This is a genomic window from Streptomyces sp. 796.1, assembly GCF_047525675.1.
In the GTDB taxonomy this organism is placed as follows: Bacteria; Actinomycetota; Actinomycetes; order Streptomycetales; family Streptomycetaceae; genus Streptomyces.
In genome coordinates this window covers 20,454-44,541 of the sequence record NZ_JBLIWA010000037.1, presented here as the reverse complement: position 1 = coordinate 44,541, position 24,088 = coordinate 20,454, and the positions used below count along the sequence as shown (strand labels likewise).

Here is a 24,088-nt window from a genome sequence, read left to right as displayed (position 1 = left end):
GCGGGGCCGGGGCGGGTTGGCGACGGGGTCAGCGGTGGGTCTTCGGGTCCACCGTGCGGAGGTAGCGCGGGGCGCGCCAGGCGTCCAGGCGGTCTTCCACGGCGGCGCCGAGCTTCAGGAGCTTGCCGTCCTGGAAGTTGCCGGCCGTCAGGAGTACGCCGACGGGCAGTTCGCCCACCGAGCCGGCCGGCACCGAGAGCGAGGGGTAGCCGGAGACCGCGGCCGGCGTGGAGGAGGGGACCACGTCGTTGTCGCCGCGGGCGCAGTCGATGGTCCAGGCCGGCGGGTTGGTCGGCGCGGCGATGGCGTCCAGCCGGTGCTTGGCCATGGTCTCGTCGATGGAGCGCCGCGAGAGGTCGTTGAGCTCCGCCCGTGCGGCCTTGTACGCCGGGTCGGAGGTGGGCGGCGCGGCGAGGGCCTGCTCGAAGAGTTCCTGGCCGGCGAAGCAGGTCTGCTCCTCCGGGTGGGCGCGGTTGAACTCGATGAGCTCGGCGAGGTTCTGCGGCCCCTTGCGGGTGGCCAGATAGGCGTCGATGTCCCGGTGGAACTCGCTGAGCAGCGCCGGGAACTCCAACTCGGCGAGCCGGTCCTGGTAGGGCAGTTCGACCTCGACCACCTCGGCCCCGGCGGCGCGCAGCTTCCGTGCCGTACGGGTCATGAGAGCGTCCACGTCGGCGCCGAGCACGGGCAGCCGCCACAGGCCGATCCGCTTGCCGTGCAGGTCGCCGGAGACCGGGCGGGTGGAGAGGCCGGCGCGGCGGGCGGCGCCCTCCTCGCTGAGCACGGCCAGGGTGAGGGCGGTGTCGATGACGTTGCGCGCCATCGGGCCCGCGGTGTCCTGCTCGACGGAGATCGGCACCACGCCGTCCCCGCTGACAAGGCCGAGGCTCGGCTTGTGGCCGACCACGCCGTTCATGCCGGCCGGGCAGACGATGGAACCGTCGGTCTCGCTGCCGATCGTCACCTGCGACAGCGAGGCGGCGAGCGCGGCGCCCGAGCCGGCGGAGGAGCCGCACGGACTGCGGTCGAGCACGTACGGGTTGTGGGTCTGGCCGCCGACCGCGGACCAGCCGGACGTGGGCTTCGCGGCGCGGAAGTTCGCCCATTCGGAGAGGTTGGTCTTGCCCAGGATCACCGCTCCGGCCTTGCGCAACCGGGTGACCAGGGCGGCGTCGACGGTCGGCGGCTCGGCCAGCGCCAGCGAACCGGCCGTCGATGCCAGCCCGCGGGTCTGCACGTTGTCCTTGATGAGGACGGGGATGCCGTCGAGCGGGCCCAGCGTCTTGCCCTTGCGGTGCCGGTAGTCGCTGGCGGCTGCCTGGCGGCGGGCCGTGGGGTCGGTGCGCAGTACCGAGTTGACCGTGCGGTCGACGGTCTTGATCCGCCACAGATAGGCGTTGGTCAGGGCCGTAGAGGTCAGCGACCCCTTCTTCATGCGGGCCTGGAGTTCGGGGATCGTCACCGTATCCAGATCCACCCCCAGCCGCTGCGGCGCATCTGCGGGTGGTGCTCCACCGGGTGATGTGGCTGCTTCCGCGCGCGGGCTCGGCGCCCCGGTCAGCAGGGATCCCGCCAGTACGGCGGTGATCAGCGTGGCAACGCTCCTCTTCCTCATGGGGGTTAGCGGACTACACCAGGCGCCCCGATGCAAGAGCACGACACGGCGTATGTGCCCCGGCGCGTATTCACTCGTACGCGCCGGTGTCGCGGTGCCCCGCTCGCCCGGGTGTGGGTGACTTGGAGGTGAGTTGCGGGCTTGGAGTTGCTGTGGATGTTTGTGGGCGTGCCTGGGTGTGTGCCTGGGAGGTTGCGAGGGCGCGGGTGTGGGTGGCAGGTGGGTGTGGGTTTGTCCAGGGTGGGCCCCAGGGTGTGGGGGCGGGGTGGGTGTGCCCAGGGTGTGCTCGGAGCGTGTTTCAGGGGGTGTTCTGGAGTGGGTCGGGGCGCGGTCCGGCGGTGGGCGCTCGCCCGTTCCGGGGGGCTTGGGCCGTGTCATGATGACGTGGTCGGCATGGTGGGGGAGCGATGGACCTGCTGCAACTGCGCTATTTCCGGGCCGTGGCTCGCTTCGAGCACATCAGCCGCGCCGCGGAGGAACTCTGTGTCGCCCAGCCGTCGGTGAGCCGTACGATCGCGCGCCTTGAGGCCGAGTTGGGCACGGCGCTCTTTGACCGGCAGGGCCGGCGTATCCGGCTCAACCAGTACGGGGCGCTGTTCCTGCGCCATGTCGAGCGGGCGTTGAGCGAGCTCGATGACGGGCGGCGGGCGGTGGCCGACGCCCGCGACCGCGGTCTCGGCCGGGTCAGCATCGCCGCCGAGACGCTGCTCACCGTCTCCCGGGTGCTCGGCGGGTTCCGCGCCGCCTATCCGGACGCCGCGATCCGACTCCACCAGTCCAACGCGGTGGAGATGGAACGCCGGTTGCGCGTCGGCGACGTCGACTTCTGCGTCGCCTCGCAGCCGCTTTCGGGGGCCAGGCTCGGCCGCATCGAGCTGATGCAGGAGTCGGTGTTGCTGGTCGTGCCGCTCGGGCACCGTCTCGCCGGCCGGGAGAGCGTGACCGTTCCGGAGCTCGCCGACGAACCCTTCGTCGTCAACCGGCGGGGCAACTGGCAGCGCACCCTGCTCGACCGGCTCTTCGCCGCCGAAGGGCTGACTCCGGTGGTCGCCTGCGAGGGTGACGAACTCGGCGCCAGCCACGAGCTGATAGCCGCAGGACTCGGCATCGGGCTGCTGCCCGAGATGTCGCGCCAGGCGGTGCTGTTGACCCCGCTCGCCTGGATACGCGTCGACGCGCCCGACTGCCACCGGGTGCTCACCCTGGTCTGGCACCGGGACGCCTATCTCTCGGAAGCGGCCCTGAAGTTCCGCGACTACATCACGGAACGGCCCTTCATGGCGGGCCCGGCGGGGTCCCGGGCCGAGGAGTCGTAGGCCGCAGCGGCGGGGCTGGCGGCGGGGTGGCCGCTGGGGCCGCTGGGGCCGCCTGCCGTACGGGGGTTCCCTCGGACGGTGTGCCGGCGCATTGTTGCCCCATCCCGCGTGGCTGCCGCTTCGGAGAGCTGCCCCGGGGAGGCGCCCCGAAGGGCCGCCCCGGCGGGCCCCCGCACCGTCGAAGCCCAACCGGGGCGGCAAACCCCTTGCCGAACCACTACGGATGGAGCACTATGAATGCAGTGGTCGCGGGGGAACGCCCGATGCGGCCCTCCGTAGCATCCTTGTCGTCCACAGAAGAAGAGGACCATCTTGCGCAAGCTCACCTACTTCGTCGCCTGCTCGATCGACGGGTTCATCGGCGACCCGAGTGGTGATGCCTCCTCCATGTTCGCGTTCCTGGACGAGCAGTTCTTCGGGCACCTCGCCGCCGAGTACCCGGAGACGCTGCCGACCGCGACGCGGGAGCACCTCGGTCTCACCGACCGGGAGCACCGCCGTTTCGACACGGTCATCCAGGGGCGCGGCAGCTATCAGGTGGCGTTGGACGCCAACGTCACCAGCCCCTACGGGCACCTGCGGGAGTACGTCGCCTCGCGGAGCATCGAAGCGTCACCCGATCCGAACGTGACGCTCATCTCCGGCGACCTGGTGGCCGCGGTGCGCGAACTCAAGGCCGAAGAGAGCGAACTGGGGATCTACCTGTGCGGTGGATCGCAGCTCGCCGGCGCGTTGCTCGACGAGATCGACGAGCTGATCATCAAGACCTATCCGCAGGTGTACGGGGCGGGCATGCCGATGTTCGGGGCCGGGTTCGGCGTCACGGACTTCACCCTGGACGGCGTGCAGACCTTCGACAACGGCGTCCTCATCAGGACGTACCGCAGGAAGCGGTAGCGGGAAGCGGCGCGCGGGCGGTGGCACGTGCGGGGCGCGTACGGGACGCGTACGGGCGGGCCGCGGGTGCGGGACGCGGGCTCACCGGCGCGGGCGCGGCGCGCGGACGGTGGCCGCGCCGGCCCGGTGGCCGGTCGGCGTCAGGCCGCGGGGGCCGGCTTGCGGAGCACCTCGGTGAGGGCGGCGACGCTGTGTTCGCCGTGGCCCGCGTCGACGGCCCGGCGCACCAGCTCGTGCAGCGGTGCCTGCCAGGACGTGTCGACATGGGCCTCGTCGGCCAGCTCCGCATCGTGCGCCGCGCCCGCGTGGAAGAGGTTCACCGAGGAGGCGGCGTCGGTGTAGTCGCCGCTGTCGATCTCGTGGGCGTACGTGGGCAGCAGCGCCTTGATCATGTCCAGCCACTTGCCCGCGAACGGCACCATGCTGTCCACCGGCAGGCCGCGCGACTGGAGCGCCGCCGCGCCCTGGAAGAAGCCGACGAGCGCCGGCAGCAGCATGGCGCCCACCGCCATCTCGTACAGCGCCGCGAGGTCAACGGCCTCGCCGAGGTGCACCGTGTCGCCGCCCATGACCTGGAGCGTCTGCCGGTACTGGGCGAAAACTGCCTGGTCACCGCCGTAGTAGAGCAGGGTGTCCGGGGCGCCCACGGCCGCCGGTACGTTCTTGACCGCCCCGGCCAGGAACGCGGCGCCCTGCTCGGCGGCCCAACCGGCCGTGGCGCGGGCACCGGCGGGCGAGCCGCTGTTCAGGGTGACCAGCGTGCGCCCGGCCAGTGCGCCGCGGGCCGGCTCCAGGGCCTCGCGCGTGGCGTCGAAGGTGGTCAGGCACGTGATCACCAGCGGGCTCGCGGCGACGGCCGCCGCCACGTCGGGCGCCGCCACCGCGCCCCGCGCCAACAGCGGCCCGTCCTTGCCGGGCGTACGGTTCCACACCGTCGTGGGGTGGCCGGCGGCGAGGTACGCCGCGGCCAGTGCCCGCCCCATCGAACCCAGGCCGATGACCGTCACGGGCAGCCGATCGTTCTCCGTACGCATGGTGTGCTCCACTTCAGAGGGAAGGTGTAGGGGGAAATTCGGGGGGAGTTCGGGAGAAGGGGGTCGGCGCCGATATGCCCTGTTGCGGGCGGTCGGGCCGGTGGCGATTCCGTTTCGGGGTGGCGCCCGACTCATACTGGGTGGGTCCGTGATTTCCTTCAAGTACCGACAATTTTGTGGGCACTTACCTTCTTGTCAGGGGGCATCCGTTGCCGAAGCGGACCTATGTGTGTGGCTTTGACGCCGCGATGGCCGTCATGGGTGGCAAATGGAAGGGGCTGACGCTCTTCGCGCTGGGAGAGGGACCGCTGCGGTTCGGGCAGTTGCGGCGCGCGGTGCCGGGAATCAGCGAACGCATATTGACGCTGCAACTGCGGGAGATGGAGGCGAGCGGGCTGGTGCACCGTGAGGTCCATGACCAGGTGCCGCCCAAGGTCGAGTATTCGCTCACCGAATTCGGGCACTCCCTCAATGCGGCACTCGCACCGCTCGGCGCCTGGGGAGAAGAGCACATCGACCGCATCGAGGCGCTTTCCTGAACCTTCCGGATTCCGTTCCGCGCACGGCTTTTGGCCGGGCAGCTTTCTGGCCGGCCGCGGGGGAGCCGGGAATGGGCGCACCGACCCGCTGAAGTATTCCCGCGCGCAGTGCTTCCGGGCCACCGTGATCTTGTGCGGCCGTGCTCCCGTGCGGCCGTGTTCCCGCGCCGGCGGGCCGCCCCACCGCCGGGCCGTCCTCACCGCCGGGCCGTCCCCCCCCGCCGGGCCGCGCTCGGGCCGTACGCCGCGCCCCGTTGCGTGCTTCGACCGGGGCTGCCGGGCGGCAGGGGCGAACGGGGCGGCTGGGGCGCACGGTGCGGTGGGCCGCCCGGGCGGGGCGCCCGGCGTGGCTAAACCCCTGGTGCACCCGGTTCACGGGTTCTGGTGAGCCGTCCGGTGGGCGTTGCCCCCGGCCGCGGGCCGCGGTGACGCTGGGACGAGCCGCACGGCACGGCCGGGCAGCACGACGCCCGGGCCGGCGCGGCAGCCGAACGAGGGGGATGCCATGACGGTGTCGAAACCGGGCCGGTCGGACCGGCACCAGCCCACGACCTCCGCACCCGTACGACCCGGGCCGCGCCAGGCCCGCCCACCCGCGCCCGGGCCCGCACCCGCGCCTGGACCTGTATCCGCAGCCGCAGGCGTTCCCGCACGCGTACCCGATTCCGTACCCGGCGCCGGGGCCGGTGCTGCGCCGGCCGTGCGCCCGTGTCCGGACGGCTGGTTCGCGGTGGCGACCAGCGCCGAGCTGCGGCCGGGGCGAGTGGTCAGCCGGCGCCTGGCCGGCGAGGACGTGGTGGTCTACCGCACGCGGCAGGGGCGGCTTCGGGCGGTGCGGCCGTTCTGCCCGCACCTGGGCGCGCACCTGGGGCACGGCGGGCGGGTGGCCGGTGAGGAACTGGTCTGCCCCTTCCACCACTTCGCTTTCGGGCCCGACGGTACGTGCGTACGCACCGGGTACGGGGCGCCCCCGCCCAGGGCGCGGCTGGGCGTGCGGGAGTGCCGGGAGGTCGCCGGCCTGGTCTTCGTCTGGCGGCACGCCCGCAACGCGCCGCCGTCCTGGGAGATCGAGGCGCCACCGGCGGACGGCCTCGGGCCGCCGGGGTGCACGGTGCGGGCCCTGGTGGTGCACCCGCAGGACTTCATGGAGAACGTCATCGACGTGGGGCATCTGGAGCCCGTGCACCAACTCGCCGTGGAGGTGGTCGAGGCCCCGAGGTTCGACGGTCCGCGGATGACCACCACGTACCGGCTCGGTCGCGCGACCGGCAAGAACAACGTGCTCTTCAACTCGGCCCCGGCCACCAGCGCCACCGTGCAGGGGCTCGGGATCTTCATCACCGATGCGTTCATCCGGCCGCTCGGCATGCGGGTGCGGGCGTGGTTCTGCCCGACGCCCGTCGGCCCGACCCGCGTTGACCTGCGGCTGGCCGTGAGCGTGGGGTTCCCGCGGCTGCGCCCCCGCGGGGTCGCCCGGGCGCTGGCCGCGGTGGCCCCGCGCCCGCTCGCCTACCTCAGCTCCTTCGAAACCAACCGGGACGTCCCCATCTGGGCGAACAGCACCTATCTCGCCCATCCGCGACTGGCTCAGGGCGACGGGCCCATCACGAAGTACCGCAGGTGGGCGCGGCAGTTCTACAGCGAGGGGGAGGGGGAGGCCGAGGGGTAGGGCGGTGGGCGGATGGCTGGCGCGTGGGGAGGGGCGGTGGCGGTGGGGCGCGTGGGGGTGCGTGGCGGTGGGGCGGGGCGCTGCGGGCGTGCGCCCCGTCCCGCCGGACGGGGCACCCGTGCGCCGCGTCACTCAGCCCTTGCGGGCGACCGCCCCGTACATGGCGATGTCCCGGTCGTCGATGTTCGGGTCCGTCGAGGCGTCCGGCTTCCAGTGGTGGACCTGGGTGATACCGGGCTCCACCAGGTCGAGGCCGGCGAAGAACGCCTCGGCCTCCGGGCGGGTGCGCAGCCGCATCGGCATACCGCGCCGCTCGTACTCGCTGGCCACCTTGCCGACCTCGGCCGGCGCGAAGTCGGCCGTACCGATGGTCATCGCGAGGAAACTGCCGGACGGCAGCGGGTCGAGCAGCCGGCGGACGATGCCGATCGCGTCGTCCTCGTCCACCAGGAAGTGCACGATGCCGATGATCATCAGGCCGACCGGCTTGCTGAGGTCCAGCGTGTCGGCGACCTCGGGGGCCGCCAGGATCGCGGCCGGGTCGCGCATGTCGGCGTCGATGTACGCGGTGCGCCCCTGCGGCTTGCTGACCAGCAGCGCTTGAGCGTGCGTCAGGACGATCGGGTCGTTGTCGACGTAGACCACACGGGCGTCGGGCGCGGTCTCCTGGACGACCTCGTGCAGGTTGGGTTCGGTGGGGATGCCGGTGCCGATGTCGAGGAACTGGCGGATGCCCTCCTCGCGCGCGAGGTACTGCGCGGCCCGGTGCATGAAGAACCGGTTCTCTCTCATGTGCACGGGGAGCGCCGGCCACTCCTGCGTCATGATGTCGCCGGCCTCCTGGTCGACGACGTAGTTCGTCTTGCCGCCCAGGATGTAGTCGTACACGCGCGCGGAGTGCGCCTCTTGGGTGTTGATGCGGTCGGCAGGGTAACCGTTTTTGGCCATCTTGCTCGCTCCCTCGTCGGTGGCCGTCCACGGTGTGCACGGCGTGTGACGAGTCTACGGATTACTTTGATGGGCCACCTAGTTGGGACCTCGTTGGCCCGGGGCGGCGAACGGGTGTTGTCGGGGGCTGGAACAGCGGATTTACGGTGGGTTGGGGGGATGTTGCGGACGCCTGGGGCGCCGTGTGCCGGGTCCGGTTGCGCCGTGCGTGCGGCGACGGCGACGGACCGTCATCGTCTTTGTGCCGTCGTACGGCCGGTCGCGGCGCCGTGTCGCGGTGAGCGGGCCACCTCCGCGAGGGCGGGTGGGCGTCTCGTGTCCGGCGTGGGTGGGGGCCGGGCGGCGCCCGGTGTGCTGGGTTCGTGAGGGGCGCGGCCGGGGACGTCCGCGGCCGGGTCGCCGATCGCGGACGCCGCTCAGCGTTCGTCTGGGTGAGCGCTCCGAGCGCCTCCCGTACGTCGCTGACCAGCGGGTATTGGCCTTTGATGGGAGGGCGGGCCGGGGTGGGCCGGGCGGTGGGGGCGGCTGGTGACGGGTCGCCCGGCGGTCGGGGTGGAGGCGCCCGTGGGGGGTCAGGGGGGCGGTGCGCCCGTTGGTGTCGCGGTGTCTGGCGGGCCTGTGGGGCATGTCGGGTTCGGTGGTGACATCACCGGTTCCGTCTGCTGCGGTGGCTCGAACTTGCCGTCGCGGGCTGGTCGTTGGCCGGTGCGGACGGTAGGTCGCCGCGTCCCATCTGTCGCACGCCCCGCCGGCCGCGCACCGCCCACCGCCCTGGCGCGCGCCCTCACCTGTCGCCCGCCCTGTCCCGGCTGCCGCACGCGGTGTCAGACGAGCGGCTTCACCATGCAGCGGCTGGAGTCGTACTCCCGGTACAGGCCGAACTTCTCCTCCTGGTACGCGTACCCGCAGGACGCGTACAGGGCCAGCGCCTCCGGCTGGGCGATGCCCGACTCCAGGACCATCCGGGTGCGGCCGGCGGCGCGGGCGTCCTCCTCCAGGGTGGCCAGGATGCGGCGGGCCAGCCGCTGCCCGCGCGCTGCGGGCACCACGTACATCCGCTTCAATTCCGCGTCGCCGTCCGCGTACCCCTCGTCGCTGCGGTCCTGCCGCCGCCAGCCGCCGCTGGCCACCGGCGCGCCGTCGGCGTCGTACGCCAGCAGGTACAGGCCGTTCGGCGGGGCGAACTGGCGCGGGTCGAGCGCGGTCAGGTCCGGATCGCCGTACCGCTCGACGTACTCCTGCTGCACCAGGTCGTTGAGCTTGACGGCATCGGGGTGGTCGTACGGCACGGGCGCGATCTGCATGCTCCATATCGTACGGGTGTGCTGTTTTCGGGCGGCGGGGTTGTGGGCTGCTGCTCGACGGGGCCGGTGCGGTCCGGTCCGGCGGGGCGGGGGCGGGGGACGCGTTGAAAGCGTCAGTTGCACGACAAGTAGTGAGATCTTCGTCACATTGGGCTTCTCTCGGGGGCGCGGTGTCGGCTTTTCTCCTCTTTCTGGGCGGAGGGGGCCGCTACCGATGGGGCGAGGTGCGGGCGTGCCGAGTGACGGAGAGGGAGCACGATGGGCCAGACGTTGACCGACGCGGAGATCTTGCGTGCGGTCCGCCGCGTCCACGCCTTGGAGCAGCAGCACGAGGAGTTGCGGACCCGCCTGGACGGCATGGCCGAGGCGCGGACGCCGGAGGACGTGGCCGAGCAGAACCGCTGTGGCGAGGCGATGGCCGCCACGGTCGAGACGCTGCTCATCGAGTCGGTCGTGGCGCTGGAGAAGATCGGCCTGTCGCTCGCGGCCCGGGCCGTCGAGGTCACCGCGGCGGCCGAGGGCATCGCCGTACCGGCGTCCGTGGTGCACCGGGGCTGAGCCGGGCGGCGCGTAGGCTGCCAGGGGTTTGGTGAACGATCCGGGAGTGACGCCTTGCGTACGGTTTCGACGGTGACGACGGTGAACGTGAACGGTCTGCGGGCCGCCACGAAGAAGGGCTTCGTGGCCTGGTTGGCGGCGACCGAAGCGGACGTGGTCTGCCTCCAGGAGGTGCGCGCGGAGCCGGCGCAGCTTCCGGCAGAGGTGCGTGAGCCGGCGGGCTGGCACGTGCTGCACGCCCCGGCGGAGGCCAAGGGCCGGGCCGGCGTCTCGCTCTACACGCGACAGCGGCCCGAGCGCAGCCAGATCGGATTCGGCTCCACCGAGTTCGACGGCAGCGGACGCTACGTGGAAGCGGACCTTCCGGGCCTGACCGTCGCGAGCCTCTACCTGCCGTCCGGCGAGGTGGGCACGGAGCGGCAGGAGGAGAAGGAACGCTTCATGGGCGAGTTCCTGCCGTACCTGAAGGAGCTGCGCGAGCGCGCCGCTGCCGCCGGGCGCGAGGTGCTGGTCTGCGGCGACTGGAACATCGCCCACCGCGAGGCCGACCTCAAGAACTGGAAGGCCAACCGCAAGAGCGCCGGCTTCCTGCCCGAGGAGCGCGACTGGCTCAGCCGCGTGTTCGACGAGAACGGCTACGTGGACGTCGTCCGCAGCCTGCACCCGGACGTCGAGGGCCCGTACTCCTGGTGGTCCTACCGCGGCAAGGCGTTCGACAACGACAGCGGCTGGCGCATCGACTACCACGTCGCCACCCCCGGCCTGGCCGCCCGCGCCGCCACCGCCGTGGTCGAACGCGCCGCTTCCTACGATCTGCGCTGGTCAGATCATGCGCCGGTGACGGTCACGTACGCGGCGGAGTAGCCGCGGCTCGCGCCGCCGGGCGGCGCCCCGTGTGGGCTTCGTGGCGGGGCGCTCCTGGCTCGTACGGGCTCTGCGCAGTGGTTGCGTACGGGCTCCGCGGATGCGGTGCGTACGGGCTCCGCGGGGCCGGGCGCTCAGGTCCTGCGTCGCCCTGGCTCAGCGGGTGGGGTTCGCGGCGGCGTGCGGGGCGGCCCGCCGTTCCTGTGGCGGGCCCGGCCGACTCAGCCGCCCGCCTCGGTGACCTGCCCGCCGGCCTGGTCGCCGGTCTGCCCACCGGCGTCCTCGCCGGCCCGTCCGGACGGCGGCCGGTCGATCCATTTCTCCAGCTCGGCCCGGATGTGGCGGTCCAGGGACAGGGAAAGTTCCGCGTCGACGATCGACTTGGCGTTCTGCCGCAGCGTCTCCAGGGTCTTGGTGATGTGCGCGGCCTCGTCCGCGGTCGGGCCGTCGCCGGCGGCGGCCCGGGCGATGGCGTCGGCGAGCACGTGGGTGCGTACCAGCCGGGTGAAGGTCTCCGACACGGCGTCCATGTGCTGCCGCAACTCGCGACCGGCGGCCAGCACGGCGGAGAGCGGCACGCCCTTGCCGACCAACTCGCGTGAGGCGTCCAACAGACGCCGGCTGACGTGCACGAAGTCGTCGCCGTCCACCGCGAGGTAGCCGAGGTCGAGTGAGGCGGCGAGGTTCTCCGGGGTGACCTCGCCGGTGAAGTAGTCGGCGAGCTCCTGTGGCGTGAGCTTGACCGGTGTCTCCTGCGGCCAGGGCATCGGCAGCGCGTCCGCGAGACCGAGCACCTCGCCCACGTCCCGGCCGCTCTCGAAGGCGGCGAGCAACTCCGCTATGCCGCCCAGGGTGTGGCCGCGCTCAAGCAGCGCCGCGATGGTGCGCAGCCTGGCCAGGTGGTGCTCCGTGTACCAGGCGATCCGACCCTCCCGCCGGGGCGGCGGGAGCAGCTTGCGCTCCCGGTAGAAGCGCAACGTCCGCACGGTGATCCCGGCCGCCTCGGCCAGCTCCGCCATCCGGTACTCGCGCCCCTGCTGCGCCTGCGTCGTCTTCGCCACCCGAGCAGCCTATGCCGGCCCGTACGGATGTCACCGGGGTATGCCAGCGGTATCGGCCCACTTGGGCCACGTTCCGCGCCCCGCCCCATCTCGGCCCAGCCCGGCCGGCCCCCGCCCCGTACCGTCCGCTTCCCGCGGGTGGGCTGCCGCCGGGTGCGAGCCGCCGGCCGGTCTGGTCCTTGCACCCCACCGGGCCGTGTACGGCTTGCATACAAGGTGTGCGCAACTTGCCTCCCACGGGCTGGCCGCGGGGGCTCCCGGAGTTCGCCGTGTACGGATTGCATACAACCTGTCCGCAACCCGCCCCCGGTGGTCGGGTGCTTGGTCATGCCGGCCGGTCGTCGTGCACAGGTCGCATACAAGGTGCGCACGACCTGCGCCGCCCCACCGCCCCACCGCCCCGCCCCCGCCGCCCCGCTGCCGAGCCCCCCGCCGCCAAGCCCCCCCGCAGCCTGCCCCGCAGGGTCCCCGTGCGGGCCGTGGCAACTTCCCGTCGTACGACCCCTACCGCTCGGTATGGGGCTGCCCTACGCTCCTGACTGTGCCAGTGGTTGCTGGCGTGGTTCCTCGTCTTCGGGAGGCGGCGGCATGGCCGAGCAGGGGCATGTGCGGGTGGCGGTGATCGGCAGCGGCTTCGGTGGGTTGGGGGCGGCGGTACGGCTGCGGCGGGCGGGGGTCACCGACTTCGTCGTGCTGGAGCGGGCCGACGCCGTGGGGGGCACCTGGCGCGACAACAGCTACCCCGGGTGCGCCTGCGACGTGCCGTCCCACCTGTACTCCTTCTCCTTCGCGCCCAACCCCGAGTGGCCGCGCAACTTCTCCGGGCAGCCGCACATCCGGGCCTATCTGGAGCGGGTCGCCGACACCTTCGGGCTCCGCCCGCACCTGCGGTTCAACTCCGAGGTGAACAGCGCCCGGTGGGACGGCGATGCGCTGCACTGGGAGCTGGAGACCGCCGGCGGCACGTACACCGCCGACGTCGTCGTCTCCGCCACCGGGCCGCTCTCCGACCCGCAACTCCCCGACGTGCCAGGGCTCGACGGCTTCCCCGGTCGGGTCTTCCACTCGGCGCGCTGGGACCACGACTACGACCTGCGCGGCAAGCGCGTCGCCATGGTCGGAACCGGCGCCTCCGCCATCCAGATCGTGCCCGCCATCCAGCCCACCGTCGGACGGCTCACCCTCTTCCAGCGCACCCCGCCGTGGGTGCTGCCGCGCGCCGACCGGAAGATCAGCGGGGCGGAGCAGTGGCTGCACAGCAGGGTCCCCGCGACCCGTGCGCTGCGCCGCGGACTGCTGTGGGGCATCAGGGAGTTGCAGGTCAGCGCGTTCACCAAGCGCCCGGGGCAGCTCCGGGTGGTGGAGCGAGTGGCCAGGAAGCACCTGGCCAAGGCGATCAAGGACCCGGGGCTGCGGGCCAAGTTGACCCCCGACTACCGCATCGGCTGCAAGCGCGTGCTGCTGTCCAACAGCTACTACCCGGCGCTCGCGCGGCCCAATGTGGAGCTGGTCGCCGCGGGGCTGCGCGAGGTGCGCGGCTCCACCCTGGTCGCCGCCGACGGCACCGAGACCGAGGCGGACGCGATCGTCTTCGGTACCGGGTTCCACGTCACCGACCTGCCGATCGCCCACCGGGTCACCGGCGCCCGCGGCACCACGCTGGCCGAGGAGTGGAAGGACGGGATGGAGGCGCTGCGCGGCAGCGCAGCCGCCGGGTTCCCCAACTTCCTCACCATCATCGGCCCCAATACGGGCCTCGGGAACAGCTCCATGATCCTGATGATCGAGTCACAGCTGAACTACCTGGTCGACTACCTGCGGCAGTTGGACGTGCTCGGCGGGAAGGTCGCGCTCGACGCGTACCCGTCCGCCGTGCACGCCTGGTCGCACCGCGTACAGCAGCGGATGCAGCGCACCGTGTGGAACGTCGGCGGCTGCCAGAGCTGGTACCTGGACGCGCGCGGGCGCAACACCACTGTCTGGCCGGGGACCACCAGTGAGTTCCGCCGCGCCACCCGCGAGGTCGACCTGGCCGAGTACGAGGTGCTGCGCGCCCCACGGCCGGCGCGTCCTGAACCGGCCGGTGCGCCGGCCGCGGGGCATGGCGGCACCGCCGCCGTGGGTAGGACGGGCACGTCCGCCCACCCCACCAAGCAATCCCAGTCCGCCAACCCCGCCAAGCAAGCCACGGAACCAGCCGCTCCGACCGGTGGTCCGCAGGCCGATGGCCCGTCCTCGGAGACCGCCGCGTGAACCCGCCAAGCCCTGCCAGCCAAGACGTATACAACCTGCCTACCCCCACTCGGGAACTGACCGTCACCTCGGCCGACGGCGCGCGCATCCACACCGAGCAGTACGGGCCTGACGACGCCCCCGCAGTCGTGCTCGCGCACGGCTGGACCTGCTCCATCGGCTTCTGGGCACCGGTGATCGCGGCGCTCGCCGGCGAGTTCCGGCTCATCGCGTACGACCAGCGCGGACACGGCCGCAGCGCCCCGCCCGAATACGGCCGCTACACCGTCGAGACCCTCGCCGACGACCTGGCCGCGGTGCTCGATCAGACGCTCGCCACCGGTCCCACCGGCGACAAGGAACGGGCCCTGGTGGTGGGCCACTCGATGGGCGGCATGACGATCATGGCCGCGGCCCGCAGGACCGAACTGCGCGAACGGGCGGCTGCCGTGCTGATGTGCAGCACCGGGGCGGGCCAGTTGCTCGACGAGACGCTGGTGGTGCCGACCCCGCGCGGCTGGCTGCGCCGGCGGGTGCACACCTTCGTCCTCGGCTCGGCCGCACCGCTCGGCCGGGTCACCCCGCTCGCCCGGCGGACGATGAAGTACGTGACGATGGGGCGCGGCGCGACCCCCGCAATGGCCGATTTCTGCGCCCGCATCGTGCACGCCTGTCCGCGGCTCGTCCGCGCCAAGTGGGGCCACATGATGGGCGACATGGACCTGCGCGGCAACGTCGCCGCGCTCACGCCGCCGACCGCGGTCATCGTCGGCACCGCGGACCGCCTCACCCCGCGCGTGCACGCGCGTCGCATCGTCTCCGCGCTGCCGAACTCGCTGGGCCTGACCGAACTGCCCGGCATTGGCCACATGACCCCCATCGAGGTGCCGGAGACGGTGGCCGGCGCCATCCGCGGCCTGGTCGCCGACCACCTCATCGGCCACCCCACCCGGCACCTCACCGACGCCCGCAGCGCCACCCCGCGTACCAGCACGCCCCCGCGTACCGGCGCGGCCGACGAAGGCCGCACGGACCACCTCGGTGACCGGACCCCCGCAGCGCCCCCCCACCCGCCGGCGGTGCCCGGCGGCAGCACGGCGAAGGAGCAGACGGCATGAGCACGCGCAGCAGCCTGGACGGACAGGTGGCGGTGGTGACCGGGGCGGCGCGCGGCGTGGGCGAACTCCTCGCCCGCAAGCTCTCGGCCCGCGGCGCGACGGTGGCCCTGGTCGGCCTGGAGCCGGACGAGTTGAAGCGGGTGGCCGCGAGCCTGCACGGCCCGGGCGCGCACTGGTACGCCGACGTCACCGACCACGCGGCGATGTCCCGCGTCGCCAGCGAGGTGAAGGATCGCTTCGGCAAGGTCGACATCGTGGTGGCAAACGCGGGCGTCGCCGCCGGCGGGCCCTTCGCCGACTCCGACGCACAGTCCTGGAACCGCGTCATCGAGGTCAACCTCATCGGCAGCGCCACCACCGCCCGCGCCTTCCTGCCGGTCCTGCTGGAGAGCCGCGGCTACCTGCTCCAGATCGCCTCGCTCGCCGCGATCACGCCGGCGCCGCTGATGAGCGCGTACTGCGCCTCCAAGTCCGGCGTCGAGGCGTTCGCCCACAGCCTGCGCGCCGAGGTCGGCTACCGCGGCGTACGGGTCGGGGTCGGCTATCTGAGCTGGACCGACACCGACATGGTGCGCGGCGCCGACGAGGACGAGGTGCTGCGCGACCTGCGCGCCAGGCTCCCCTGGCCGAGCAACCGCACCTATCCGCTGGGCCCCGCCGTCGACCGCCTGGTGGCGGGCATCGAGCGCCGCTCGGCCCATGTGTACGGGCAGTGGTGGCTGCGCGGCATGCAGTCCGTACGCGGCTACCTGCCGGCCCTCATCGGCACCGTGGGCCAACGCGAGATGCGGCACTTCGCTCCCCGCCTCGAAGCCCGCCGAGCCCCCCGCACCGGCCTGGTCGGCGCCGGCGGCACAGCCGACGAACGCGCCCGCGGGAACGGAAGCGGAAGCGGGAGCGGCCGACCCTGACGCGCCGCGGGCCCGACGCCACCCCACGGCTCCGGGCCCGCAGCGCGTCTGACCTCTGGGCTCCGTGTCGATCGGCGACGCGGTGTGCGACATGCATGTGGCTTGTATGCGCAGCGCGGGCGCGCTCTTCATTGCGCATACAGCTTGTATACGCAGCGTGCGCACTCCGCTCCCCGCGCGTACAGCTTGTATGCGCTGCGTACCTTCCCTGCTTGCCATGTATGCAGCTTGTATGCACCACGCGCCCGCCCCCGCCGCTGCGCATACGGCTTGTATGCGCTACGTACGCATCCCGGCTGCCGCGGATACAGCTTGTATGCGCCACGCGCGCACTCCGCCCGCTGTGCATACGGCTTGTATGCCCCACGTGCCTGCCCCACCCGCCCGTGCATACGACTTGTATGCATCACGCGCGCTCGTTCCCCCGCGTGCTCCCCCTCCCGTTTCCGCTCCCCCCGTCCCCACTCCGCCACATGGCGAAGGGACGCACCCGTGGGGTGCGTCCCTCCTGGGGGTCGCTCGCTGCTTTCGCGGGCGGGGCGGCCGGGGGCCGTGGTGAGGCGGGGGAGTGGGGTCACATGAAGCGTCGCTTCGCGTCGTCCAGGGTGTCCTGGACGCCCTCCTTCGCCTGGGAGCCCTTCTCCTTGGCGCGCTGCTTGGCGTCGCCCTGTGCGTCGTCCTGGGAGCGACCGCCGTCCTCGTCCTTCTTCTCCCGGGACTTGCCGAGCTTCTCCTTGGCCTGTTGCTGAAGTTGTTCGGCCTTGTCCTTGAACTGGTCCGAAACGCCCATGGTGTTCCCTCCTCGGGAGTGATCGGGGATGGGCCCCGATCAGCCTGACACGGGCCAGCACGCTTCGCATGTCGGGTCATTTGCCCCACGGCTAACCCCGCCGCTAACCCCCACGGCTAACCCCGCGGCTGACCCAAGGTCCCCCTGCGGCGACCCCACGGTTTCCCCGTGGCTACCCACGCGGCGGCAGCGGCGGCCGGCTGCGGTTGGGCACGTCCGAATAGTCGGGCGGCTCCGCCGCCGGATGGCGTTCCAGCAGGTCGAGGGCGGTGCGGACGGCCACGGCCAACTGCGGGTGGCGGCCCTCGGCCCAGTGCAGCGGGGAGCGTAGGGCCTCGATGTCCGGCTCCACGCCGTGGTTCTCCACGCCCCAGCCGTAGGCGTCGAACCAGGCGGCGTTCATCGGCACGGTGATCGCCGTACCGTCCACCAGCCGGTGCCGGCCGGTCACCCCGACCACCCCGCCCCAGGTCCGCAACCCGACCACCGGGCCGAGGCCGAGCAGCCGGAACGCGGCGGTGATCATGTCGCCGTCGGACGAGGTCATCTCGTCCGCGACGGCCACCACGGGGCCGCGCGGCGCGTCCCCGGCGTAGCTCACGGGCTGGGCGTGTCGGGTCAGGTCCCAGCCGAGGATGGTGCGGGTCAGCTTCTCCACGACGAGTTCGCTGATGTTGCCGCCGGCGTTGCCGCGTACGTCCACGATCAGCGCCGGGCGGGACATCTCCATCCGTACGTCCCGGTTGAACTGGGCCCACCCCGAGCCGCCCATGTCGGGGATGTGCAGGTAGCCGCACTTGCCGCCGCTGAGTTCGCGCACCACCTCACGGCGCTTGGCCACCCAGTGCTGGTAGCGCAGCGGCCGTTCGTCGATGAGTGGGACGACGGCGACCCGGCGCGGCGGCCCGCCGCCTTCGGCCGGCCGGAACGTCAGCTCGACCGTGGTCCCGCCGGCGGCCGTGAGCAGCGGCGCGGGCCCGGCGACCGGGTCCACCGGCCGCCCGTCCACATGGGTCAGCGCGGCGCCCTCCCGGATGCCCGAACCGGCCAGCGGGGAGCGGGCCTTGGAGTCGGACGAGTCGCCCGGCAGGATGCGCGTGACCTGCCAGGCGCCGTCCTTGCCGCGGGTGAAGTCGGCGCCGAGCAGGCCGATGGCGCGCTGGTAGTGCGGCGGCCCCTCGTTGCGGCGGGCGGGCGAGACGTACGCGTGGGAGGTGCCGAGTTCGCCCAGCACCTCGCGGAGCAGGTCGGCGAACTCGTCGGGGGAGGCCACCCGGTCGAGCAGCGGTCGGTACTGGTCGAGCACGGCGTCCCAGTCGACGCCGCCCATGCCGGGCTCCCAGAAGTACGCCCGCATCAGCCGGCCGGCCTCCGCGTACGCCTGCTGCCACTCGGCCGCCGGGTCCACCTCGTGCAGGATGCGCCGCAGGTCCATCTGGACGGTGGAGTCGGGGTCGGAGATCTCGTTCGCGGGCACCACGCGCAGGTCGCCGTCGTCGTTGACGACCAGCCGGGAGCCGTCGCCGCTGACCGCGAACCAGTCGACGTCGCTGGTCAGTTCGGTACGACGGGCCTTCGCCAGGTCGAAGTGTTCCAGCGTGGGGCGGCCCGAGGTGTCGGCCGGGTTGGCGAACGTCTCGCCGAGCGCCCCGGAGATCGGCCAGCGCAGCCACACCAGGCCGCCGCCGCTGACCGGGTGCAGCGAGGAGTACTTCGACGCGGCGACCGGGAACACGGTGACCCGGCTGGCCAGCCCCTCCGCCTCCACCAGCACCTTGCTGTCCTGGTCAGCGGAGCTCACCGCGGGATCGAGCCCACCGGCGGCCGGTCGCCCGTCGGGCGAGAGCGCGAACGGCGAGGGCGTCGCGGAGGAGAGCGGCACCAGGTACGGGCGGCAGCCCAGCGGGAAGGAGAGGTCGCCGGTGTGCACGTCGTAGACCGGGTCGAAGCCGCGCCAGGAGAGGAAGGCCAGATAGCGCCCGTCGCGCGTGAAGACGGGCTGTTCGTCCTCGAAGCGGCCGTCGGTGACGTCCACGATGGCCCGGCCGAGCGTTCCGGTGGGCCGCAGCCGGGCGATCTTGATCTTGCGCAGGGACCGCCCGATGTGCGGATGCGACCAGGCCAACCATGCCGAGTCGGGCGAAAACGACAGATCCCGTACGGGCCCGTTACTGGACCGCGTGAGCTCACTGGCCTCACTGACTTCACCGACTTCACCGACTTCACTGGCCGGGCTGGCCCCACCGACCGCGCTTGCCTCATCGGCCTCACTGACCGCGCTTGCTTCGCCGGCCTCAGTGGCAGCGACAGCTTCACTGGCCGCAACACCTTCGCTGGCCGCGCCGGTGTCACCACCCTCGCCAGCCGCTCCCGCCCCATCGGCGTCAGCCGTACGAACCGCGCCAGGCTCATCAACCACACTCGCCCCACCGGCGCCAGCCGTACGAGCCGCATCGGCCCCACCAGCCCCAGCCTCACCCCCACCAGCCCCACCAGCCCCACCGGCGTCAGCCACCCCACCCCCACCAGCCCCGCCGGCGTGAGGCGCTCCCACCGCGGGTTCCCCCTCCGGTGCCGGCGCCGCGTCCACCAGCAGGAGGCGCCCGTCGTGCGTGGCGACGGCGAGCCACTGGCCGTCCGGGGAAGCGGCCAGCTCGTGCACCCGGCCCAGCTTCCCGGTGGCCAGCCGGCGGGGCGTGGCCGCGCCGGTGGCCCGGGGGAGCTGGGCGATTTCGATCGCGTCCGCGCCGGCCGCGTCGGTCACGTACGCGACCCGCCCGGTCGGGCCGAGCATCTGCGGCAGCCGTACGCGCACGCCCGGCGTGTCGGCGATGGTGCGGGCCGGGCCGTCGCGGTGGGTGAGCCAGTACAGGCTGCCGCGCACGCCGACCGCGCTGGCCCGGCCGGTCTCGTCCACGGCGAGCGAGCGCAGGTGGTTCGCGGCCGGCACCTGGTACGGGCGCCGCCCGGTGCGCGGCCCGCCGAGGCGCAGCGGCAGCCTGCGCGGCACGCCGGCCGGGCCGAGGTCCTCCACCAGCCACAGTTCGCCCGCGCACTGGTAGACCACGCGGGACCCGTCGGTGGCCGCGTGGCGGGCGTAGAAATCGGCGTGGTCGGTGTGGCGCCGCAGGTCGGTGCCGTCGGGGCGGCAGGAGTAGAGGTTGCCGACGCCCTCGTGGTCGGAGAGGAAGGCGATCCGGCCGGCGACGAACATGGGGCTGTCCAGGTGCCCGTACACCTCGGGCACCAGCCGCGTGCCGTGCAGCCACAGCCGCCCCATCGCCCCGCCCCGGTACCGCTTCCAGGACGCCGGTTCGTGCGGCGGCTTGCCGGTCAGCAGCAGCGTGCACCGGTCGGCGGGGCCCTCGCCGGTCAGTTCCTCGCCGCCGAGTTCGACGGCGCGCAGGTCGGCCGCGTCCAGGTCGGCGACGGCGATGTCGGAGACCGGCCCCCAGGGCAGCCGCCCGCCCGGGCTGCCGTCGGTGGGCAGGCTGTACGCCCAGGAGTAGTACGAGAAGGGCTGGCCGTGTGAGGAGACGGCCAGCACGTCGGAGCGGCCGTCCTGGTCCGGCGGGGTCCAGCCGCACACCCGGGTGTCGGTGCCGCCCCAGTAGGTGAGCCGCCGCGCCGGGCCGCCGGCGACCGGCGCGAGGTAGATCTCGGGGTCGAGGCTGCGCCAATGGGTGTACGCGATCTGTGCGCCGTCCGGGGAGAACCTCGGGTGGCCCACTCGGGTGCGATCGACGGTCAACCGCCAGGCCCGCTGCGGCGTCCCTGAGGGTGGAGTGAGCGGTGCGACCCAGAGGTCGTCCTCGGCCACGAAGCAGAGCAAGTCCCCGTGGAGATGCGGAAAGCGGACATAGGCGTCGTCGCTATCGGTCACCCGTCCATGCTTTCGGCCCGACGGACGTGCGGCAACTCGGTTGGGCGCACTTCATGCGTGCGAGGTGTTTTACCCGCGCATGGTTGCGCTGTGACCGACGACACCAGCGAAACGTCATCGTTTCGCTGGTGTGCGGCGTATGGTGAATGCGTACGAAACCGTTTCGTTCGGATGGGGGGTTTCCCATATGCAGGTCGCGGATCGCAAGACCGCGCGGCGTAGCCGGTTGACCCCCGAGCGGGAGGGCGAGCTGTACGACGCGGTCATCGAACTGCTCCGCGAAGTGGGGTACGAGGCGCTCACGATGGATGCGGTCGCCACCCGGACCCGCGCCAGCAAGGCCACGCTCTACCGGCAGTGGCAGGGCAAGCCCGTGCTGGTCGCGACCGCGTTGCGGTGGCTGAAGCCGGTGCCGCTGCTGGAGATCGACACCGGTTCGCTCCGGGGTGATCTCCGTGAGGTGGTCCGGTGCGGCGAGCACAATGCGGAGCGTGACGCGGACCTGCTGCGCGGGCTCGCCCACGCGGCGCACGACAATCCCGACCTCCAGCAGGCGCTGCGGGAATTGTTGATCGCTCCGGAGTTGGCGGCGCTCGACGTGCTCTTGACGCGGGCCGTGGCCCGCGGCGAGATCGCGGCCGGCACCCCCGCCATGCACTTCGTACCGCACATGATGACCGGGGCCTTCGTGGCCCGTCCGCTGATCGATGCCAAAGAAGCGGACGACGCTTTCCTGTACGAGTACATCGACGCCGTGATCCTCCCCGCTCTCGGCGCCGACCCTGCTGTCCCTGCTCGTACGGCCGTCACCTAGATTCGGCCGTACCCGAACGACCCCATCCTGGCGCGCCGCTCTCGTCGCCGGGCTGGTCAAGCACGTCCTTGCCACTCCACTATTTCGACGGGAGCACCCCTTCTCGTGGCCACGTTCCTATACAAGCTCGGCCGATTCGCCTTCCGGCGACGCCGGTTCGTCGCCTTGTTCTGGGTGGCGCTGTTGGCGGTTGCCATCGCCGGCGCCATGACCGCCCCTAAGCCGACCAATGAAAGCTTCTCCGTTCCCGGTACCGAGGCGCAGGAAGCCTTCGACCTGATGGAGAAGCGCTCGCCGGAGTCAGCCGCCGACGGCGCCAGCGCCCGCATCGTCTTCCACGCCCCCAAGGGTACGAAGATCACTGACCCGAAGAACAAGGCTGAAGTTCTGAAGGTCATCGCGGACGTCAAGAAGAGCACGGACGAACTGAGCTCCATCGACGATCCGTTCGTGTCCGGCACCATCAGTAAGAACGGCGAGATCGCCTTCACCACGGCCACCTACAAGGTCACCTCAATGGAACTTGAGGACAAGACCAAGGACGGCCTGAAGGAGGCGGTGGTCGACTACGACGACAAGGACGGCAAGAACCCGACCGTCGAGGTCGGCGGTGACGCCCTGGAGGCCATGCCCGAGCAGGGGGCGACCGAGATCATCGGCATCGCCATCTCCGCCGTGGTCCTGATCATCACCTTCGGCTCGCTGGTGGCCGCCGGTCTGCCGCTGCTCACCGCCCTCATCGGGGTCGGCATCGGCATCTCCTCGATCACCGCGCTGGCCAACGTGCTCAACCTGGGCAGCACCACCTCCACGCTGGCCATGATGATCGGCCTCGCGGTCGGCATCGACTACGCGCTGTTCATCGTCTCCCGCTACCGGGCCGAGCTGGCCGAGGGCCGGGAGCGCGAGGAAGCGGCCGGCCGGGCCGTTGGCACGGCGGGTTCCGCGGTGGTCTTCGCCGGTCTGACCGTGATCATCGCGCTCGTCGGTCTCGCGGTCGTGAACATCCCGATGCTCAGCAAGATGGGCTTCGCCGCCGCGGGCACCGTGGCCATCGCGGTCCTCATCGCGATCAGCATGATTCCCGCGATGCTCGGCTTCGCCGGCAAGCGGATCTACGGCCGCAAGGCCCGCAAGAAGTCCGCCGAGGGCGTTCCCGCTGTCTCCGAGAAGCCGAAGGCTGGCACCCGCTGGGCGCAGTTGGTGCTGCGCCGCCCGGTCGCCGTGCTGCTCATCGGTGTGGTGGCGCTCGGTGCCGCCGCGGCCCCGGTCAGCAAGCTCGAACTCGGCCTGCCGGATGACGGCTCGCAGCCGACGAGCACCACCCAGCGCAAGGCGTACGACCTGGTGTCCGAGGGCTTCGGCGCCGGTTCCAACGGTCCGCTGATGGTGATCGTGGACGCGGCCAACGCGAAGGACCCGATCGGTTCGGCGCAGACCGTGGCAGCGGGCATCAAGAAGCTCGACGACGTCGCCAGCGTCAGCGAGGTCAGCAAGGACTCCTTCAACAAGGCCGGCGACACCGCGACGATCATGGTCATCCCGGCGTCCAAGCCGAGCAGCATCGAGACCGAGAACCTGGTCCACAACATCCGTGACCAGGCCGACGGCTGGAAGTCCGGCACCGGCGCCAAGGTGCTGGTGACCGGTACGACGGCGATGAACATCGACGTGTCGCAGAAGCTGGACGACGCGCTGGTGCCCTACCTCGCGCTCGTCGTCGGCCTCGCCTTCCTGCTGCTGATGATCGTCTTCCGCTCGGTCCTGGTCCCGCTCAAGGCGGCGCTCGGCTTCCTGCTCTCCGTCGTCGCGGCGCTCGGCGCCGTGGTCGCGGTCTTCCAGTGGGGCTGGCTGTCGGGCCTGTTCGGTGTCGAACAGACCGGCCCGGTGATGAGCATGATGCCGATCTTCATGATCGGTGTCGTCTTCGGTCTCGCGATGGACTACGAGGTGTTCCTCGTGACCCGGATGCGCGAGGCGTACGTGCACGGCGAGACGCCCCACCAGGCCGTGGTGACCGGCTTCAAGCACGGCGCCCGCGTCGTGACGGCCGCCGCCGTCATCATGATCAGCGTCTTCGCGGGCTTCATCGGCTCGCACGACCAGATGGTCAAGATGATCGGCTTCGGCCTGGCGATCGCGGTGTTCTTCGACGCCTTCATCGTCCGCATGGCGATCGTCCCGGCGGTGCTCGCGCTGCTCGGCAAGAGCGCTTGGTGGCTGCCGCGCTGGCTGGACAAGCTGCTGCCCAACGTGGACGTCGAGGGTGAGAAGCTCCAGCAGCAACTGCCCGCCACCGGCGACCAGCAGTCCCACCAGGACCCGGACGCGCGACTGACCCGGGTGTGAGCGCGGGTCCGCGCGGCTCCCGGTGGGCGCCACGCGGACCGACCGGGCCACCGCCGACCGGCGGCGGCCCAGGTGGTCACCCGACCACCGACCAGACGCCCGGCGGGGCGGGAGGGGAACGTCCCTCCCGCCGCACCGGGCAGTGCCTGCCCGTGGGGACGGGGACAGGCACGCACAGTGAGATAC

The 24,088-nt window shown here is 72.1% G+C and carries 18 protein-coding genes; 11 read left to right on the top strand and 7 right to left on the bottom strand.

What is annotated here, in order from left to right; all coding sequences use genetic code 11:
* Positions 1 to 28: 28 nt before the first annotated feature.
* On the bottom strand, positions 29 to 1,615 hold the full coding sequence (locus tag ACMA1D_RS23365; RefSeq protein ID WP_414725967.1) for an amidase family protein: 1,587 nt from the start codon (positions 1,613 to 1,615) through the stop codon (positions 29 to 31).
* A gap of 407 nt (positions 1,616 to 2,022) precedes the next feature.
* Here ACMA1D_RS23365 and ACMA1D_RS23360 point away from each other — a divergent pair, with 407 nt between their 5' ends.
* Both ACMA1D_RS23360 and ACMA1D_RS23355 read left to right on the top strand, forming a co-directional pair.
* Positions 2,023 to 2,931 (top strand): LysR family transcriptional regulator, encoded by a 909-nt coding sequence (locus ACMA1D_RS23360; RefSeq protein WP_414725966.1) that lies wholly within the window; start codon positions 2,023 to 2,025, stop codon positions 2,929 to 2,931.
* Between the two features lie 312 nt (positions 2,932 to 3,243).
* Positions 3,244 to 3,828, top strand: a complete 585-nt coding sequence (locus tag ACMA1D_RS23355; RefSeq protein WP_414725965.1) for a dihydrofolate reductase family protein — start codon at positions 3,244 to 3,246, stop codon at positions 3,826 to 3,828.
* Positions 3,829 to 3,968: 140 nt separating this feature from the next.
* On the opposite strand, the gene ACMA1D_RS23350 is transcribed toward ACMA1D_RS23355, so the two are convergent.
* Positions 3,969 to 4,862 (bottom strand): NAD(P)-dependent oxidoreductase, encoded by an 894-nt coding sequence (locus ACMA1D_RS23350; RefSeq protein WP_414725964.1) that lies wholly within the window; start codon positions 4,860 to 4,862, stop codon positions 3,969 to 3,971.
* Between the two features lie 209 nt (positions 4,863 to 5,071).
* On the opposite strand from ACMA1D_RS23350, the gene ACMA1D_RS23345 reads away from it, so the two are divergent.
* Complete coding sequence (locus ACMA1D_RS23345; protein WP_414725994.1) at positions 5,072 to 5,401, top strand: winged helix-turn-helix transcriptional regulator; 330 nt, start codon at positions 5,072 to 5,074, stop codon at positions 5,399 to 5,401.
* A gap of 700 nt (positions 5,402 to 6,101) precedes the next feature.
* Complete coding sequence (locus ACMA1D_RS23340; protein ID WP_414725963.1) at positions 6,102 to 7,070, top strand: Rieske 2Fe-2S domain-containing protein; 969 nt, start codon at positions 6,102 to 6,104, stop codon at positions 7,068 to 7,070.
* Between the two features lie 132 nt (positions 7,071 to 7,202).
* Here ACMA1D_RS23340 and ACMA1D_RS23335 read toward each other — a convergent pair whose 3' ends face one another.
* A complete protein-coding gene (locus tag ACMA1D_RS23335) occupies positions 7,203 to 8,018 on the bottom strand; it encodes an SAM-dependent methyltransferase (RefSeq protein ID WP_414725962.1) in 816 nt (271 codons plus the stop codon).
* An 824-nt stretch (positions 8,019 to 8,842) separates the two neighbouring features.
* A complete protein-coding gene (locus tag ACMA1D_RS23330; RefSeq protein ID WP_414725961.1) occupies positions 8,843 to 9,322 on the bottom strand; it encodes a GNAT family N-acetyltransferase in 480 nt (159 codons plus the stop codon).
* 258 nt (positions 9,323 to 9,580) lie between these two features.
* Here ACMA1D_RS23330 and ACMA1D_RS23325 point away from each other — a divergent pair, with 258 nt between their 5' ends.
* Together ACMA1D_RS23325 and ACMA1D_RS23320 are read left to right on the top strand one after the other, a co-directional pair.
* On the top strand, positions 9,581 to 9,880 hold the full coding sequence (locus tag ACMA1D_RS23325; protein WP_349992907.1) for a hypothetical protein: 300 nt from the start codon (positions 9,581 to 9,583) through the stop codon (positions 9,878 to 9,880).
* A gap of 72 nt (positions 9,881 to 9,952) precedes the next feature.
* Positions 9,953 to 10,744, top strand: a complete 792-nt coding sequence (locus tag ACMA1D_RS23320; protein WP_414725960.1) for an exodeoxyribonuclease III — start codon at positions 9,953 to 9,955, stop codon at positions 10,742 to 10,744.
* Between the two features lie 221 nt (positions 10,745 to 10,965).
* On the opposite strand, the gene ACMA1D_RS23315 is transcribed toward ACMA1D_RS23320, so the two are convergent.
* Entirely contained in the window at positions 10,966 to 11,763 is a 798-nt protein-coding gene (locus tag ACMA1D_RS23315; RefSeq protein ID WP_414725993.1) for a MerR family transcriptional regulator, read from the bottom strand.
* 630 nt (positions 11,764 to 12,393) lie between these two features.
* Here ACMA1D_RS23315 and ACMA1D_RS23310 point away from each other — a divergent pair.
* From ACMA1D_RS23310 to ACMA1D_RS23300, 3 genes are read left to right on the top strand one after another with little or no spacing between them, the layout of a single operon-like run.
* A complete protein-coding gene (locus ACMA1D_RS23310) occupies positions 12,394 to 14,058 on the top strand; it encodes a flavin-containing monooxygenase (RefSeq protein ID WP_414725959.1) in 1,665 nt (554 codons plus the stop codon).
* The gene (locus ACMA1D_RS23305) at positions 14,055 to 15,155 is read left to right on the top strand and encodes an alpha/beta fold hydrolase (protein ID WP_414725958.1); all 1,101 of its coding nucleotides are present in this window, start codon (positions 14,055 to 14,057) and stop codon (positions 15,153 to 15,155) included. The genes ACMA1D_RS23310 and ACMA1D_RS23305 overlap by 4 nt, the downstream gene beginning before the upstream one ends.
* A complete protein-coding gene (locus ACMA1D_RS23300) occupies positions 15,152 to 16,066 on the top strand; it encodes an SDR family oxidoreductase (RefSeq protein ID WP_414725957.1) in 915 nt (304 codons plus the stop codon). The genes ACMA1D_RS23305 and ACMA1D_RS23300 overlap by 4 nt, the downstream gene beginning before the upstream one ends.
* Before the next feature lie 574 nt (positions 16,067 to 16,640).
* On the opposite strand, the gene ACMA1D_RS23295 is transcribed toward ACMA1D_RS23300, so the two are convergent.
* Both ACMA1D_RS23295 and ACMA1D_RS23290 read right to left on the bottom strand, forming a co-directional pair.
* Positions 16,641 to 16,856 (bottom strand): hypothetical protein, encoded by a 216-nt coding sequence (locus ACMA1D_RS23295; protein WP_414725956.1) that lies wholly within the window; start codon positions 16,854 to 16,856, stop codon positions 16,641 to 16,643.
* Positions 16,857 to 17,028: 172 nt separating this feature from the next.
* Positions 17,029 to 20,739 (bottom strand): S41 family peptidase, encoded by a 3,711-nt coding sequence (locus tag ACMA1D_RS23290; protein WP_414725955.1) that lies wholly within the window; start codon positions 20,737 to 20,739, stop codon positions 17,029 to 17,031.
* Positions 20,740 to 20,926: 187 nt separating this feature from the next.
* On the opposite strand from ACMA1D_RS23290, the gene ACMA1D_RS23285 reads away from it, so the two are divergent.
* Together ACMA1D_RS23285 and ACMA1D_RS23280 are read left to right on the top strand one after the other, a co-directional pair.
* The gene (locus ACMA1D_RS23285) at positions 20,927 to 21,553 is read left to right on the top strand and encodes a TetR/AcrR family transcriptional regulator (protein WP_414725954.1); all 627 of its coding nucleotides are present in this window, start codon (positions 20,927 to 20,929) and stop codon (positions 21,551 to 21,553) included.
* Between the two features lie 105 nt (positions 21,554 to 21,658).
* On the top strand, positions 21,659 to 23,902 hold the full coding sequence (locus ACMA1D_RS23280; protein ID WP_414725953.1) for an MMPL family transporter: 2,244 nt from the start codon (positions 21,659 to 21,661) through the stop codon (positions 23,900 to 23,902).
* Positions 23,903 to 24,088: the final 186 nt, after the last annotated feature.

Excerpts from the sequence above, each read along its gene's own strand:
- ACMA1D_RS23310 (WP_414725959.1), top strand. The coding sequence starts at position 12,394 with ATGGCCGAGCAGGGGCATGTGCGGGTGGCGGTGATCGGCAGCGGCTTC.
- ACMA1D_RS23295 (WP_414725956.1), bottom strand. The coding sequence starts at position 16,856 with ATGGGCGTTTCGGACCAGTTCAAGGACAAGGCCGAACAACTTCAGCAA.
- ACMA1D_RS23365 (WP_414725967.1), bottom strand. The coding sequence starts at position 1,615 with ATGAGGAAGAGGAGCGTTGCCACGCTGATCACCGCCGTACTGGCGGGA.
- ACMA1D_RS23350 (WP_414725964.1), bottom strand. The coding sequence starts at position 4,862 with ATGCGTACGGAGAACGATCGGCTGCCCGTGACGGTCATCGGCCTGGGT.
- ACMA1D_RS23335 (WP_414725962.1), bottom strand. The coding sequence starts at position 8,018 with ATGGCCAAAAACGGTTACCCTGCCGACCGCATCAACACCCAAGAGGCG.
- ACMA1D_RS23315 (WP_414725993.1), bottom strand. The coding sequence starts at position 11,763 with ATGGCGGAGCTGGCCGAGGCGGCCGGGATCACCGTGCGGACGTTGCGC.
- ACMA1D_RS23300 (WP_414725957.1), top strand. The coding sequence starts at position 15,152 with ATGAGCACGCGCAGCAGCCTGGACGGACAGGTGGCGGTGGTGACCGGG.
- ACMA1D_RS23285 (WP_414725954.1), top strand. The coding sequence starts at position 20,927 with ATGCAGGTCGCGGATCGCAAGACCGCGCGGCGTAGCCGGTTGACCCCC.
- ACMA1D_RS23325 (WP_349992907.1), top strand. The coding sequence starts at position 9,581 with ATGGGCCAGACGTTGACCGACGCGGAGATCTTGCGTGCGGTCCGCCGC.
- ACMA1D_RS23360 (WP_414725966.1), top strand. The coding sequence starts at position 2,023 with ATGGACCTGCTGCAACTGCGCTATTTCCGGGCCGTGGCTCGCTTCGAG.
- ACMA1D_RS23330 (WP_414725961.1), bottom strand. The coding sequence starts at position 9,322 with ATGCAGATCGCGCCCGTGCCGTACGACCACCCCGATGCCGTCAAGCTC.